Here is a 14,606-nt window from a genome sequence, read left to right as displayed (position 1 = left end):
TGGAGCAATTCTGTCATCGCTTGCAATAGGTAGAGCGAATAGAATCCTGCCTGCCGGCGATATCTGGAGGAGATGGGCCGGCGGCGAGGAGAAGAGATTCATGCTGATCCGTGGAGCAAGTTTCATCGTGACCGGAGGCGGTTCCGGGCTCGGTGCCGCGACCGCGCGCATGCTGGTCGAGGCTGGCGGGCGCGTGATGATTGCCGATCTCAATGTCGAAGCGGGAGAGGGGATGGCTCGGGAATTCGGCATAGACGCCCGCTTCGTCGAGGCTGACGTGACCGACGGCGAGGCGGGAGCTGCGGTGGTCGCCGCGGCGCATGAAGCCTTCGGCAGCCTGCGCGGGCTGGTCAATTGCGCTGGCGTGGCGCCGGCCGAAAAAGTGGTCGGCCGCGACGGGCCGCACCGCCTGGAGAGTTTCGTACGCACCATCAGCATCAATCTGATCGGCACGTTCAACATGATCCGGCTTGCCGCGGCCGCGATCCAGAATGTGGAACCGGATGGTGAAGGCGAGCGCGGCGTGATCGTCAATACGGCTTCGGTCGCCGCCTTCGACGGCCAGATCGGCCAGGCCGCCTATGCCGCCTCCAAGGGCGGAGTGGCGGCGATGACCTTGCCAATCGCCCGCGAGCTTGCCCGTCACGGCATCCGCGTCGTGTCGATCGCGCCCGGCATCTTCGAGACGCCGATGATGGCCGGCATGCCGGACGAGGTTCAGGCAGCTCTCGGCCAGAGTGTGCCTTTTCCGCCGCGGCTCGGCCGGCCACCGGAATTTGCCGGGCTGGTGCGCCATATCTTTGAAAACAACATGCTGAACGGCGAGGTCATCCGCCTCGACGGCGCATTGCGGATGGGCGCGCGCTGAGCGCGTCGCCCGAAGGAGGAAAGATGGTTTTGCAGGATCCCATCGTCATCGTCGGTGCAGCGCGCACCCCGATCGGCAGCTTTCAGGGAGAGCTGAAGGACGCGACAGCGCCGGAGCTCGGAGCAATGGCGATCCGCGCGGCACTTGAGCGCAGCGGCGTTGAGGCCGAGGCGATCGAGGAGGTCGTCTTCGGCTGCGTGTTGCCTGCCGGGCAAGGCCAGGCGCCGGCTCGTCAGGCGGCGATCCATGCCGGGCTGCCCTTTGCGACCGGCGCCAGCACCGTCAACAAGATGTGCGGCTCGGGCATGAAGGCTGTCATGATGGCCCATGACCAGATCGCCGCCGGCAGTGCTTCTGTGGCAGTTGCCGGCGGCATGGAAAGCATGACGAATGCGCCCTATCTCCTTGACAGGGCCCGTGGCGGCTACAGGCTCGGCCATGGGCGTGTCGTGGATCACATGTTCCTCGACGGGCTGGAGGATGCTTATGACAAGGGGCGCTTGATGGGCAGCTTCGCAGAAGATTGCGCCGAGGCCTATCAGTTCACGCGCGAGGCGCAGGATAATTACGCCATCGCTTCTCTGACGCGGGCGCAGAAGGCAATCGCGGAGGGTAGCTTCGAAAGCGAGATCGTGCCGGTGACGATCAAGTCGGGGAAAGCCGAGCAGGTTGCCCGCCGCGACGAACAGCCGGGCCGTGCCAAGTTCGATAAGATTCCGACGCTGAAGCCCGCCTTCCGAGAGGAAGGCACGGTGACAGCGGCCAATTCCAGCTCGATCTCAGACGGCGCGGCAGCGCTCGTGCTGATGCGCCGCTCCGAGGCGGAGCGCCGCGGTCTTGCCCCGCTCGCTACCATCCTCGGCCATGCCACCCATTCGCAGGCACCCAATCTCTTCGCCACCGCACCGATCGGCGCACTGCAGAAGCTGTCGGACCGGACCGGCCTGGCGCTTGCGGATGTCGACCTCTTCGAAATTAACGAGGCTTTCGCGGTCGTCGCGATGGCGGCAATGCGCGATCTCGACCTGCCGCATGAAAAGGTCAATGTGCATGGCGGTGCCTGCGCGCTCGGCCATCCGATCGGCGCGTCGGGAGCCCGGATTCTGGTGACGCTGCTGTCGGCACTGGAGCGCTATGATCTGAAGCGCGGCATGGCGGCGCTTTGCATCGGTGGCGGCGAGGCGACGGCCGTCGCCATCGAGCGGCATTAGCGGGGAGGGGAGGAGCAACATGATCCTTTCCGAACTCCAGCAGCAGATCACAGATCTCGCCCGCGACTTTGCCCGCGACCGGCTGGCGCCGGGAGCGGCCAAACGCGACCGGGAGCATCTCTTCCCGCGCGAGGAGCTGAAGGAGATGGGCGAACTCGGGCTGCTCGGCATGCTGGTTCCGGAAGCCTATGGCGGCTCGGATACGGGCGTCGTCGCCTATGCCGCGGCACTCGAGGAGATTGCCGCCGGCGACGGACCCTGTTCGACGATCATGAGCGTGCACAGCTCCGTCGGTTGTGTGCCGATCCTGAAATTCGGCACCGAGGAGCAGCGGCAGCGCTTCCTGCCGAAGCTTGCGACCGGCGAATGGATCGGCGGCTTCGCGCTGACCGAGCCGCAGGCCGGTTCCGATGCCTCGAACCTGAAGACCCGGGCCCGGCACGACGGCGACGACTATGTGATCGACGGCGCCAAGCAGTTCATCACTTCTGGAAAGAACGGTAATGTCATCATCGTCTTTGCCGTCACCGATCCCGACGCCGGCAAGAAGGGCATCACCGCCTTCATCGTGCCGACGGATACACCTGGCTATGAGGTGATCCGGGTCGAGGAAAAGCTCGGACTGCATTCCACCGATACCTGCCAGATCGCCTTCAACGCCATGCGCATTCCTGCGGATTTCAGGCTCGGTGCGGAAGGCGAAGGCTATCGCATCGCGCTCGCCAATCTCGAGGGCGGACGGATCGGCATTGCCGCCCAAGCCGTTGGCATGGCACGGGCCGCTTTCGAGGCGGCGCGTGACTATGCCAAGGAGCGTACCGCCTTCGGCAAGCCAATTTTTGAGCATCAGGCCGTCGCCTTCCGCCTTGCCGATATGACGATGCGGATCGAGGCGGCACGTCAGCTCGTCTTTCACGCCGCTTCGCTCCGGGAGGCGGAGCTTCCCTGCCTTTCGGAAGCCTCGATGGCGAAACTCTTTGCCTCGGAGATGGCCGAGCGCGTCTGCTCCGATGCGATCCAGATCCACGGCGGCTACGGCTACATGGCCGATTATCCGGTCGAGCGCATCTATCGCGACGTGCGCATCTGCCAGATCTACGAGGGAACGAGCGACGTCCAGCGCATGGTGATCGCCCGCAATCTGTAAGAATGCCATCCGGCCCGCTTCCGGGGAGGGGCGAGTCGGCAGAGGGAGGAAAGAAGAGACATGGTGGATTCCGCTCGTTTGAGCCTGCACGTCCCCGAACCCGCCGTCCGCCCGGGCGGCCAGCCCGATTTTTCCAACGTCAAGATCGCCAAGGCCGGTTCCGTGCCGCGGCCCGAAGTCGATGTCGCGTCCGAGGATATCCGCGATCTCGCCTATTCCATCATCCGCGTCTTGAACCGTGACGGCGAAGCGGTCGGCCCCTGGGCGGGCTCGCTCTCTGATGAAGAACTGCTGTCCGGGCTTCGCAACATGATGAAGCTGCGCGCCTTCGACGCCCGCATGCTGATGGCGCAGCGACAGGGCAAGACCTCCTTCTACATGCAGCATCTCGGCGAAGAGGCCGTCAGCTGCGCCTTCCGCAAGGCGCTCAACAAGGGCGACATGAATTTCCCGACCTATCGCCAGGCGGGCCTATTGATTGCCGACGACTACCCGATGGTCGAGATGATGAACCAGATCTATTCGAACGAGAGCGATCCGCTGCACGGCCGGCAGTTGCCGATCATGTATTCCTCCAAGGAACACGGGTTCTTCACCATCTCGGGCAATCTCGCCACCCAATATGTGCAGGCCGTCGGCTGGGCGATGGCCTCGGCGATCAAAAACGACAGCCGCATTGCCGCGGCCTGGATCGGTGACGGATCGACGGCGGAATCGGATTTTCACTCGGCGCTCGTCTTCGCCTCGACCTATAAGGCGCCTGTGATCCTCAACATCGTCAACAATCAATGGGCGATCTCCACGTTCCAGGGAATTGCCCGCGGCGGTTCCGGCACTTTTGCCGCCCGCGGCCTCGGCTTCGGCATTCCGGCGCTGCGGGTTGATGGCAACGATTATCTCGCCGTCCATGCCGTCTCCCGCTGGGCGGCCGAACGCGCCCGGCGCAATCTCGGCCCGACGCTGATCGAACATGTGACCTACCGCGTCGGCGCGCATTCGACCTCTGACGATCCGAGCGCCTATCGGCCGAAGACGGAATCGGAAGCCTGGCCACTCGGCGATCCGGTGCTGCGGCTGAAGAAACATCTGATCGTCAAGGGTGTTTGGTCGGAGGAGCGGCATGTGCAGGCGGAAGCCGAAATCATGGACGAGGTGATCGAGGCGCAGCGCCAGGCCGAGGCGCATGGCACGCTGCATGCCGGCGGCAAGCCTTCGGTGCGTGACATTTTCGAAGGGGTCTATGCCGAGATGCCGGCGCATATTCGTCGCCAGCGGCAGAAGGCAGGATACTGACATGGCCAGGATGACGATGATCGAGGCCGTGCGCAGCGCCATGGACGTGTCAATGGCGAAGGACGACAATGTCGTCGTTTTCGGCGAAGATGTCGGTTATTTCGGCGGCGTCTTCCGCTGTACGCAGGGCCTGCAGGCAAAATATGGCAGGACGCGCTGCTTCGATACGCCGATCAGCGAATCCGGTATCGTCGGCACGGCAATCGGCATGGCTGCCTATGGGCTGAAGCCCTGCGTCGAGATCCAGTTCGCCGACTACATGTATCCGGCCTATGACCAGCTGACGCAGGAGGCGGCCCGCATCCGCTATCGCTCCAACGGCGATTTCACCTGCCCGATCGTTGTGCGCATGCCGACTGGCGGCGGCATCTTCGGCGGCCAGACGCACAGCCAGAGCCCGGAGGCGCTCTTCACCCATGTCTGCGGGCTGAAAGTGATCGTCCCGTCCAATCCCTATGACGCCAAGGGCCTGCTGATCGCGGCGATCGAGGACCCCGATCCCGTCATGTTCCTCGAACCGAAGCGGCTCTATAACGGCCCCTTTGACGGCCATCACGAGCGGCCGGTGACCCCCTGGTCGAAACACGATCTGGGCGAGGTGCCCGATGGCCATTACACGATCCCGATCGGCAAGGCCGAGGTGCGGCGGGCGGGATCGGCGGTGACCGTCATCGCCTATGGCACGATGGTGCATGTGGCGCTGGCCGCGGCCGAGGATGTCGGCATTGATGCCGAAGTGATCGATTTGAGAAGCCTGCTGCCGCTCGATCTCGATACGATCGTCAAATCGGTGACCAAGACCGGACGCTGCGTCGTCGTCCATGAGGCGACCTTGACGTCGGGCTTCGGCGCCGAGGTCGTGTCGCTAGTGCAGGAACATTGCTTCTATCATCTCGAAGCGCCTGTTGTGCGCGTCGCCGGCTGGGATACGCCCTATCCGCATGCGCAGGAATGGGACTATTTCCCCGGTCCCGGCCGCGTAGGGCGGGCGCTTGCCGAAGTCATGGAGGCCTGAGCCATGGGCGAATTCATCATCAAGATGCCCGATGTTGGAGAAGGGGTCGCCGAGGCCGAGTTGGTGGAATGGCACGTGAAGACGGGAGATTCCGTCCGCGAGGACATGGTGATCGCCGCCGTGATGACGGACAAGGCGACGGTCGAAATTCCCTCTCCCGTCGATGGCACTGTCATCTGGCTCGCCGGCGATATCGGAGACCGCATCGCGGTCAAGGCGCCGCTGGTGCGGATCGAAACGGCGGAAGGTGCCGGTGAGGCCCAACCGATGCCGATCTCGCAGGCGCCGAGCGCCGAAGTGGCCAAAGCGGAGATCCCCAGGCCTGCCCCAGCGACGCCGGTCACCGCAGCGCCGGCTGCTGCGGCTGCGCCCGCCGAAAAGCCGCTTGCCGCGCCCTCCGTGCGGCTCTTCGCCAGGGAAAGCGGTGTCGATCTGAGGCAAGTGCAGGGGACCGGGCCGGCCGGGCGCATCCTGCGCGAAGATGTCGAGCAATTCCTCGTGCAAGGCGCCGCTCCGGCCCTCCTAAGGGGCGGATCCGCCAAGAAGACGGCGACCGAGGAGATCAAGCTCACCGGACTGCGCCGCCGCATCGCCGAGAAAATGGTGCTGTCCACCTCGCGCATTCCCCACATCACCTATGTGGAGGAAGTAGACATGACGGCGCTGGAGGAACTGCGCGCCACCATGAACGGCGACCGCAGGGAGGGCCATCCCAAGCTCACGGTCCTGCCCTTCCTGATGCGGGCCCTGGTCAAAGCCATTGCCGGGCAGCCCGAGGTCAACGCCACTTTTGACGACGATGCCGGCATCATCACGCGCCATAGCGCCGTCCATATCGGTATCGCCACGCAGACGCCGGCCGGCCTGACCGTGCCTGTCGTGCGGCATGCGGAAGCACGCGGCATCTGGGATTGCGCCGCCGAGATGGTCCGGCTGGCGGAGGCGGCGCGTTCGGGCACGGCGACGCGCGACGAGCTGTCCGGCTCCACCATCACCATCAGCTCACTCGGCGCGCTCGGCGGCATCGTTTCGACGCCCGTCATCAACCATCCCGAGGTGGCGATCATCGGCGTCAACAAGATTGCCACTCGGCCGGTCTGGGATGGCACGCAATTCGTGCCGCGCAAGATGATGAACCTCTCCTCCAGTTTCGATCATCGCATCATCGACGGCTGGGATGCGGCGACCTTCGTCCAGCGCATCCGCACGCTGCTCGAAACGCCGGCGCTCATTTTCATCGAAGGCTGAGCCATGAAAGAAATCGTCTGCAAGCTCCTCGTCATCGGCGCCGGCCCGGGCGGTTATGTCTGCGCCATCCGCGCAGGACAGCTCGGCATCGATACTGTCATCGTCGAAGCCGGCAAGCCGGGCGGCACCTGTCTCACGGTCGGCTGCATTCCCTCCAAGGCACTGATCCATGCTGCCGAGGAATTCAACGCCACGCAAAAAATGCTCGCCGGCAAAAATCCGATGGGCATCCGCATCGAAGGCGCCTCGATCGACCTCGCAAGGACGATCGCCTGGAAGGACGGCATTGTCGGCCGGCTCACCGGCGGCGTTTCGGGTCTGTTGCAGAATGCGCGGGTGAAGATCGTCCATGGCCGGGCCCGTTTCCGTGACGGCAAGACGGTGGAGGTGGAGACCGAAACCGGCCAGCAGGTCATCCGCGCCGAGACCGTGGTGATCGCCACCGGATCCGATCCGGTGGAGCTTGCCGATCTGCCTTTTGGTGGCCGCGTCATTTCCTCGACTGAGGCGCTGTCGCTCACGGAACTGCCGAAAAAGCTCGTCGTGGTCGGCGGCGGTTATATCGGGCTGGAACTCGGCATGGCCTTTTCGAAGATGGGCTCGGAGGTGAGCGTCATCGAGGCGACGCCGCAGGTGCTGCCGCTCTATGATGCGGAACTTGTGCGTCCCGTCATGCGCAAGCTGACCGAGAGCGGTATCCGGGTGCTGACCGGTGCAAGGGCGATGGGTCTTGCCGATAATGCCGAGGCATTGATCGTTGAAACGTCGGACAGCCGGCGTGAGACACTGCCGGCGGATCATGTGCTTGTCACCGTCGGACGCCGCCCGCGAACGGCGGGCTCCGGCCTCGAAGAACTCGATCTCGACCGCGCCGGTCCGTATCTGAGGATCGACGATCAATGCCGCACCTCGATGCGCGGCATCTATGCGATCGGCGACGTGACCGGCGAGCCGATGCTGGCGCATCGGGCGATGGCGCAAGGGGAGATGGTGGCAGAAATCGTTGCGGGCAAGAGGCGGGGTTGGGACAAAAGATGCATTCCCGCCATCTGCTTTACCGATCCTGAGATCGTCAGCGCCGGTCTCTCGCCGGCGGAGGCGCGCGCGCAAGGATATGAGATCCGCACCGGTCAGTTTCCATTCAGCGCCAACGGGCGGGCGATGACGATGCTCTCCGAAGAGGGCTTTGTGCGCGTCGTCGCGCGCGCCGACACGAACCTCGTTCTCGGCTTGCAGGCGGTGGGGGCAGGAGTGTCCGAACTCTCGGCAGCTTTTGCGCTGGCGATCGAGATGGGAGCACGCCTGGAAGACATCGCCGGCACCATCCACGTCCATCCGACCCGTAGCGAAGCGCTCATGGAAGCAGCGCTGAAAGCGTTGGGAAACGCTTTGCACATCTGAGCCGACTGGACCCGGATCACGCATGACGTCTGCCGGTTCGGATCACATAAACTGGGACCGGAATAAGGCCGTGCCAGCGTAACACGGACATTGATCGACAGGCCGACTACCCCCTGAAGCGCTGACTCGTCATCGCGTAGGCGGCAATCCCCGGATATGACATAGATCGCCGCTCGTGGAGCTGATTGACAAACTTTGCCAAGTCCAGTTAACCTATTCGCACCATGGAGGCTCGAATGGCTACGATGAACGTATCTCTTCCGGACCCGATGAAAGATTGGGTTGAGGCACAAGCAAAGAGCGGGCGATATTCCAATGCCAGTGACTATGTGCGCGACCTGATCCGGAGGGACCAAATTCGCGGTGACAAGGTTGCCGCCATGCAACGTTTCGTCGATGACGGTTTAAAAAGCGGTATTGGCAGCCGCTCGAAGGACGAACTCTTTGCCGCGGCAGTGGCACGTGCAGAAACAACGCGCGGCAGTAGATAATGCGCTTTGACCTTTCAGTCGAAGCGGAAGAGGACATCATTGCGATCGCCGAACAAGGAGTGCGCATGTTCGGCGCCGCACAGGCTAGGCAGTATCATGACGAGTTGTTTACCGTGCTTGATCTGATTGCGGCCAATCCGCGAATGGCGCGTGAGCGAGAAGAGATTTCGCCGCCAGTTAGAGTTCATCCGTTCAAAGCCCATCTCATTGTCTACCGCATCGAGGAGCACGGAACTATATTCGTGATCCGAATACGCCATGGACACGAAGACTGGGCCAGCGATCCCGCTTAGGCCTGGCTGAGTGAATGAACAAGCACAGTTGCATGGGGCAATAGGCCCGGGAATATCGTCAGCAAAGCCTGTTAATAGAACCCCGACCGATCGCTGGAGAAACCGCGTCGTCTACTCGAATAGCAGGGGACGAGGTGTTCGCCGCGATCAGCCCCTGCGAGAGGCAAACACGTAATCGCCTCCCATGCGCTAGAGCAGATCCTGTGATCGACGAATATGTGAGGTGACGAGGCGAGTCGAAGCGGATTCAAAATCCATACCGGAAGAGCTGGATGATGGGACGAGCACTGAGCGATGATCTTCGATTACGGGTCTTGAAAGCATCTGCGGCGGGCGTGTCTGCACGCCAGGCGGCAGCCCGGTTCGGGATTGGGATTTCGACGACAATTCGCTGGATCGCAGGAGCGAAAGATGGCGAGCCCACATTCTGGCCGCAAGGTTGGCGGTGCCGCGCAAAGTCGCACCCGAAGGACGGCTGAAACCCACGCGACAATCGCCGCGGGTGCATGTGATCCCCGGCTACGCCCTCCGGAGTTTCACTCACGCAACCACGGCCGACTGTTTCTCTGGGGCGTGGCCTCATTTTGGCCCGACACAGAAGCTGGATCAATCACCAACCCAGTGCGTTCGATCACTTCGGCTTAATGGCCATTAGATTGCCCAACTCCATCGGGAAGGGGAATAAAATCGTCGAAGTCTTCTCGCTGGCGATGACGTTCAAAGTGCTCAAGTAACGAAGTTGCATCGCCTCCGGCTGTCTGGCCAGAATTTCCGCCGCTTCAAGTAGCTTCGCTGCAGCTTGCTGTTCGCCCTCGGCATTGATGACCTTTGCGCGGCGTTCGCGTTCGGCTTCGGCTTGGCGAGCAATCGCGCGTATCATCGACTCGTTGATATCGACATGTTTGATCTCGACAGTGGCTACTTTAATTCCCCAGGCGTCCGTCTGAGAGTCGAGGATTTCCTGAATATCGGAGTTGAGCCTGTCGCGTTCTGCCAGCATTTCATCGAGGTCGTGTTTGCCGAGCACGGAGCGCAACGTCGTTTGAGCAAGCTGGCTTGTTGCCATCATGAAATCCTCGACCTGGATTGTCGACTTCTCGGGGTCCATGACCCTGAAGTAGATCACCGCGCTGACTCGAACCGAGACATTGTCATGTGAGATGACGTCCTGGCTAGGGACATCGAGTACGCGCGTGCGCAAGTCGACGCGGATCATCTGCTGGACATAGGGAATAAGCAGAATCAAGCCGGGTCCCTTGACTCCGGTAAAGCGGCCAAGTGTGAACACGACGCCGCGTTCATATTCCCTCAGGATCTTAACCGCGGATGCGAGGATGGCGACCGCAATGACAATGGCCACCAAATAGAAGGCAAGATCTGCAAACATATCCATGGCTTCTCCTCCTGCGTCCTTGCGTGCCGCTAGGTGTTCTTAGGACGGCTGGCGACCTCGAGCGCCAGCCCGTTGCGACCCGTCACCCTGACAGGGTCACCAGCAACAAGGGGTTCGGCGGAAACGGCCTTCCAGCGTTCGCCATGCGCGATGACGTACCCCGAGAGTCCCGTCCAACTCTCAACTTTACCGGAAATGCCAATCATCTCCTCTGCACCCGTTGCGACCTCGCGCAATCGCGAGGTGAATGCCAGGCGAGCAACGACGAGGCTAAAGGCGAGAATCGCAAGCGCAATTGCGCCCAGCAGAGGACGCGACACTTGCAGGCCGGGTATATCGGTATCAAACAAGATGGTCGCTCCCAGGATCACGGCTACCCCGCCGCCGATGCCCAAAGCGCCGAAGCTTGGCGAATGCGCCTCAGCCACTGTCAATCCCACGCCGAGCAAAATAAGCCCAAGGGCGGCAAAACTTACCGGCAGCAATGCCAGGGCATAAAGACCAAGGAGCAGGCAGATGCCGCCGATCGTGCCAGGAAGCATTGTCCCAGGTGCGAGAAATTCGAAGATCAGCCCATAGATACCGACCATCATCAGGATGATTGCGATGTTCGGATCGGTAATGACGGAAAGCAGGCGCGTGCGCCAGTCAGGCTCGAATTCCTGTACGGCCAAACCGGCGGTATCGAGCCGGACCTCCGTTTGACCGACCCGCACCACGTGCCCCTGTGCCTTTGCAAGGAGATCGGTGACATCGACTGCAATGAAATCGATGGCATGTTCGCGCACTGCCGCTGTGGATGAAAGGCTTGCAGCTTCGCGGACGGCACGCTCTGCCCAGTCCGCGTTGCGATTGCGCAATTCCGCAAGCCCACGAATGTAGGCGACTGCGTCGTTAACGGCTTTTGCTTCGTGGGCATTGCCTGGAGCTTCCGGCTGCTTGCCACCAGGTTCGCTCGGCTTCTTTTCGGGTTCCTCATCGCCGCCGAAAGGCTTTACGCCGAGCGCGATTGGTGTCGCCGCACCCAAATTGGTCCCAGGGGCCATTACCGCAATGTGGCTTGCGTAGAGAATATAGGTGCCGGCGCTGGCAGCTCGTGCTCCGCTTGGCGCGACGAAACTTGCGACAGGCACCGGCGAGGCAAGGATCGCGCGAATGATTTCCCGCATGGAGGTGTCAAGGCCGCCTGGTGTATCCATTTGCAGGACGATCAAGACCGCTTCTCGGTCGCCAGCACGCTGAATGCCTCGTACCACGTAGTCAGCAATAGCGGGCCCAATGGCGCCATTCACCTTGAGGACGACAGACGCGCGGTCAGACGCCGACGGTGCGCCGAAGCCCCAAGCTGAAAGCAGCAAAAACAACAAAGTGAAGATTGGCGGTTGCCATCGCCAACACCTCAATCCCCGCGAGCCAATCGGCGGAACGTACATAGTATGTAATGTATGTCGGAAATTACAAAGAAAAAGAAGGAGACGTCAAAGGCTCATGTTCAAGCCGTCTTACGCGCTCGTAAAGGCGAAATTGGCTAAGCGCGTTGCACGGATGCGAGCCGCGTGGCCAATTTTTGAAGGTCGCTGGCTGCCAGCGACGCGCATTCCGATGCAGCGAAACGGTTGTCGAGATGGGTGCACACCTGGAAGACATCGCCGGCATCGTCCACACTCATCCGACCCGCAGCGAAGCGCTCATGGAAGCGGTGCTGAAGGCTTTCGGAAGCGCCCTGCTTATTTGATCGAAACCGAAATCGGAATGCCGTCGACCCATCCCGGATGCCTTATTAATTAGATACTTCAGGATCTTATCGCTAGGCGAGAATATCCTGTTAGACGAGATGTTTTACGACCGAGCTATATGTCGACAGCTTCAATATTTGGCAACCAGATCATGCAATTCTATAAAACGTCAGCGGTTAGTTCTTCCGCTTCTATGACCCATGAAGGGTTTCACTCCGCGTCAACAAGCGCTGCGAGGAGCCCAGGATCGCATGTCACTTTCAGAAGATGAGAGATTGAATCTCCTCCACCAGGCCAGCATTCTCGATACGCCACCAACGGAAGAGTTCGATGCTATCGTGCGGCTGGCTTGCAGCATGTTCGACATGCCGATGGCCATGGTTTCGTTCGTCGACGGGCATCGGCAGTGGTTCAAGGCCGAGCAAGGTCTCTTTTTGAAGGAGACGCCACGTGAGCATTCCTTCTGCAGCCATATCGTAGAGACGAAGTCACCGCTCGTCGTCAAAAACGCCGACAAGGATTCTCGCTTTTCCGGAAATGTCTTTGTCAGAGAGCGTTCGGTCCGGTTCTATGCGGGAGTGCCGCTTTCGGAAGGGGACGCCTGCTACGGCAGCTTCTGTGTCCTCGACACGAAGAGCCGCCGCTTCGGCGATCGGGATCTCGAACAGCTCCGCAGTTTGGCAAGCGTCGTCGTCGGCCTTATCCGCGAACATCGTCAGCAAAGCCTGCTGAGAGCGCAGCAACGCGAGTTGGAACTGAAGCAGGCCCGCTTCGAGCAGACCGAACGCTCTGCCAAGGTCGGCGGCTTCGAGATGGATCTCGCGACCGGCACGATCATTTGGTCCGACCAGATTTACCGCACCGTCGGACTGCCGGTCGGCAAACGCATGACCTCGGAGGAGGTGATCGGCTGCTATGCTCCTGAAGAGCGCGAAAGCGTCAGACGCAGGATACGCGACGTCCTCGATGGTTCAGCGGCCGGCATCGACAAGGAATATCGCATTATGACGCCACAAGGGGAGGAACGCTGGGTCCGCGTGGTCAGCGATATCGAGCGCTTGAGCGGCAAGCCCAGTCGTCTGTTCGGCATCGTTCAGGATGTTTCCGAAAAAGTGCGTTACGAGCAACGTCTGCTCCAGGCCGCCAACGCCGATCCTTTGACCGGACTTGCCAACCGGGCAGCCTTCAATGCTCATATGGAGCGGCTCACTGTGGCCGACGCTCCTTCCATCGGCTTATTGCTGATTGACGTCGATCGCCTGAAGCAAGTGAACGATATCCTCGGCCATGCGACAGGTGACCTGCTGCTGAAAGGCGTGGCCTCACGTCTGGATGAACGCTTGGGAAAGCGAGGAAAGGTCTTTCGCCTCGGCGGCGATGAGTTCTCCGTCATTCTGGACGCGCCCGCAAGCGTACGCCGCATGGGTTCGCTCGCGCGCCACCTGATCGAATATATCGGTCGCCCTCTGCAGGTTGGAGGATCGACGATAAATCCGGCGATAACTGTGGGTGGGGCGATTTCGGAGGGCAGGATGGATGCCGCAACGCTTTCGCAAAACGCGGACTTCGCTCTCTACCATGCCAAAGAAACGCGGCGCGGCAGCTATATACACTACGAGCCCAGCCTGCGTTCGAGGATAGCGCGTCGCATTCAAATCGTCCGGGAGGTGGAGTCGGCTCTTACCGAACATCGGATGGTGCCGCACTATCAGCCGATCGTTGGCTGTGCCGACGGTCAGGTACGGGCGTTCGAAGCGCTTGTGCGAATGCGGCGTTCGGATGGTTCAATCGTGTCGGCGGCGCAATTTCATGAGGCGTTCACAGACCCAAGCGTTGCCTATCACATTACGACCCGCATGCTCGAGCAGGTCGCGGCCGACATTCGAGGCTGGATCGACCGCGGGCTGGAATTCGGGCGGGTCAGCCTCAACATAAGCGCCTCCGATTTCATGAGGGGCGACTTGGAAACCCGGATCGTTGCCGCCTTTGCGTCAAGAGGTATCCCGCTGGATAAGCTTATGCTGGAGGTGACGGAAACGGTTTTCCTGCAGGGCATGGAAGATGCCGTAGCAACAACCCTGCAACGTTTGCGCAAGAAAGGCCTGACAGTGGCGCTCGATGACTTCGGGACAGGCTATGCGTCGCTGACGCATCTGCGAAGTCTGCCGGTCGACATCATCAAGATCGACAAGAGCTTTATCGACACTATGCTCGTCGATGAATCGAGCCTCGCTATCGTTGAACTGGTGCTCAATCTGGCGCGGAAGCTGGATATGAAGGTCACGGCCGAAGGTGTAGAGAGCCATCGGCAGGCGATGCGTTTGCTGGAAATGGGCTGCACCACACTGCAGGGCTACATGTTCGGCAAACCCATGGGCCGTGAACGTGTTGGCGAATATCTTTGTGCACGCAAACCCGGCGTGACGGAGAATGTCGAGCGACCGCAGGAAGAACCGCGTCGTTTCCTCGGATAGCAGGGAGCGAGCCTTTCGCCGCTATCAGCCGCTTCC

General features: G+C 61.2%; 12 protein-coding genes and 1 pseudogene. 11 read left to right on the top strand and 2 right to left on the bottom strand.

The features are described 5' to 3' along the window. Positions 1-100: 100 nt before the first annotated feature. The 10 genes and pseudogenes from FHT70_RS06860 to FHT70_RS06815 form a co-directional block, all read left to right on the top strand. Positions 101-868 carry a 3-hydroxyacyl-CoA dehydrogenase gene (locus FHT70_RS06860; protein WP_183699760.1) on the top strand — a complete coding sequence of 256 codons (768 nt, stop codon included), beginning with the start codon at positions 101-103 and terminating at the stop codon, positions 866-868. 23 nt (positions 869-891) lie between these two features. After that, a complete protein-coding gene (locus tag FHT70_RS06855; protein ID WP_183699758.1) occupies positions 892-2,079 on the top strand; it encodes an acetyl-CoA C-acyltransferase in 1,188 nt (395 codons plus the stop codon). A 19-nt stretch (positions 2,080-2,098) separates the two neighbouring features. Further along, complete coding sequence (locus FHT70_RS06850) at positions 2,099-3,226, top strand: acyl-CoA dehydrogenase family protein (protein WP_183699756.1); 1,128 nt, start codon at positions 2,099-2,101, stop codon at positions 3,224-3,226. Between the two features lie 60 nt (positions 3,227-3,286). After that, complete coding sequence (locus FHT70_RS06845; RefSeq protein WP_085780867.1) at positions 3,287-4,519, top strand: 3-methyl-2-oxobutanoate dehydrogenase (2-methylpropanoyl-transferring) subunit alpha; 1,233 nt, start codon at positions 3,287-3,289, stop codon at positions 4,517-4,519. A gap of 1 nt (position 4,520) precedes the next feature. Beyond that, a complete protein-coding gene (locus FHT70_RS06840; RefSeq protein WP_183699754.1) occupies positions 4,521-5,534 on the top strand; it encodes an alpha-ketoacid dehydrogenase subunit beta in 1,014 nt (337 codons plus the stop codon). Positions 5,535-5,537: 3 nt separating this feature from the next. After that, positions 5,538-6,782 carry a dihydrolipoamide acetyltransferase family protein gene (locus FHT70_RS06835; protein WP_183699752.1) on the top strand — a complete coding sequence of 415 codons (1,245 nt, stop codon included), beginning with the start codon at positions 5,538-5,540 and terminating at the stop codon, positions 6,780-6,782. A gap of 3 nt (positions 6,783-6,785) precedes the next feature. Then, a complete protein-coding gene (lpdA, locus tag FHT70_RS06830; RefSeq protein ID WP_183699750.1) occupies positions 6,786-8,183 on the top strand; it encodes a dihydrolipoyl dehydrogenase in 1,398 nt (465 codons plus the stop codon). Positions 8,184-8,419: 236 nt separating this feature from the next. After that, positions 8,420-8,674, top strand: coding sequence for a type II toxin-antitoxin system ParD family antitoxin (locus FHT70_RS06825; RefSeq protein WP_097598998.1), 255 nt, complete (start codon positions 8,420-8,422; stop codon positions 8,672-8,674). Continuing rightward, entirely contained in the window at positions 8,674-8,967 is a 294-nt protein-coding gene (locus FHT70_RS06820) for a type II toxin-antitoxin system RelE/ParE family toxin (RefSeq protein WP_183699748.1), read from the top strand. Before FHT70_RS06825 ends, FHT70_RS06820 begins: the two co-directional genes overlap by 1 nt. A 275-nt stretch (positions 8,968-9,242) precedes the next feature. Further along, positions 9,243-9,413, top strand: a pseudogene (locus FHT70_RS06815) (helix-turn-helix domain-containing protein); the annotation flags it as partial. A gap of 185 nt (positions 9,414-9,598) precedes the next feature. Here the strand turns inward: FHT70_RS06815 and FHT70_RS06810 are convergent. Together FHT70_RS06810 and FHT70_RS06805 are read right to left on the bottom strand one after the other, a co-directional pair. Further along, positions 9,599-10,360: a slipin family protein gene (locus tag FHT70_RS06810; protein ID WP_183699746.1), complete on the bottom strand. Its 762-nt coding sequence runs from the start codon at positions 10,358-10,360 to the stop codon at positions 9,599-9,601. Positions 10,361-10,389: 29 nt separating this feature from the next. Next, on the bottom strand, positions 10,390-11,793 hold the full coding sequence (locus FHT70_RS06805; protein WP_183699744.1) for a nodulation protein NfeD: 1,404 nt from the start codon (positions 11,791-11,793) through the stop codon (positions 10,390-10,392). Between the two features lie 554 nt (positions 11,794-12,347). Between FHT70_RS06805 and FHT70_RS06800 the strand changes: the two genes are divergently transcribed. Then, positions 12,348-14,570 (top strand): EAL domain-containing protein, encoded by a 2,223-nt coding sequence (locus tag FHT70_RS06800; RefSeq protein WP_183699742.1) that lies wholly within the window; start codon positions 12,348-12,350, stop codon positions 14,568-14,570. The last annotated feature ends 36 nt before the right edge of the window (positions 14,571-14,606 follow it).

This window comes from Rhizobium sp. BK049 (genome assembly GCF_014193135.1).
Classification (GTDB): domain Bacteria; phylum Pseudomonadota; class Alphaproteobacteria; order Rhizobiales; family Rhizobiaceae; genus Rhizobium.
This window is presented reverse-complemented; position numbering and strand designations above follow the sequence as displayed.

Bases quoted from the DNA above. Each gene is read 5' to 3' on its own strand.
- FHT70_RS06840 (WP_183699754.1), top strand. From the start codon at position 4,521: ATGGCCAGGATGACGATGATCGAGGCCGTGCGCAGCGCCATGGACGTG.
- FHT70_RS06850 (WP_183699756.1), top strand. From the start codon at position 2,099: ATGATCCTTTCCGAACTCCAGCAGCAGATCACAGATCTCGCCCGCGAC.
- FHT70_RS06825 (WP_097598998.1), top strand. From the start codon at position 8,420: ATGGCTACGATGAACGTATCTCTTCCGGACCCGATGAAAGATTGGGTT.
- FHT70_RS06805 (WP_183699744.1), bottom strand. From the start codon at position 11,793: ATGTACGTTCCGCCGATTGGCTCGCGGGGATTGAGGTGTTGGCGATGG.
- FHT70_RS06845 (WP_085780867.1), top strand. From the start codon at position 3,287: ATGGTGGATTCCGCTCGTTTGAGCCTGCACGTCCCCGAACCCGCCGTC.
- FHT70_RS06860 (WP_183699760.1), top strand. From the start codon at position 101: ATGCTGATCCGTGGAGCAAGTTTCATCGTGACCGGAGGCGGTTCCGGG.
- lpdA (WP_183699750.1), top strand. From the start codon at position 6,786: ATGAAAGAAATCGTCTGCAAGCTCCTCGTCATCGGCGCCGGCCCGGGC.
- FHT70_RS06810 (WP_183699746.1), bottom strand. From the start codon at position 10,360: ATGGATATGTTTGCAGATCTTGCCTTCTATTTGGTGGCCATTGTCATT.
- FHT70_RS06835 (WP_183699752.1), top strand. From the start codon at position 5,538: ATGGGCGAATTCATCATCAAGATGCCCGATGTTGGAGAAGGGGTCGCC.
- FHT70_RS06820 (WP_183699748.1), top strand. From the start codon at position 8,674: ATGCGCTTTGACCTTTCAGTCGAAGCGGAAGAGGACATCATTGCGATC.
- FHT70_RS06800 (WP_183699742.1), top strand. From the start codon at position 12,348: ATGTCACTTTCAGAAGATGAGAGATTGAATCTCCTCCACCAGGCCAGC.
- FHT70_RS06855 (WP_183699758.1), top strand. From the start codon at position 892: ATGGTTTTGCAGGATCCCATCGTCATCGTCGGTGCAGCGCGCACCCCG.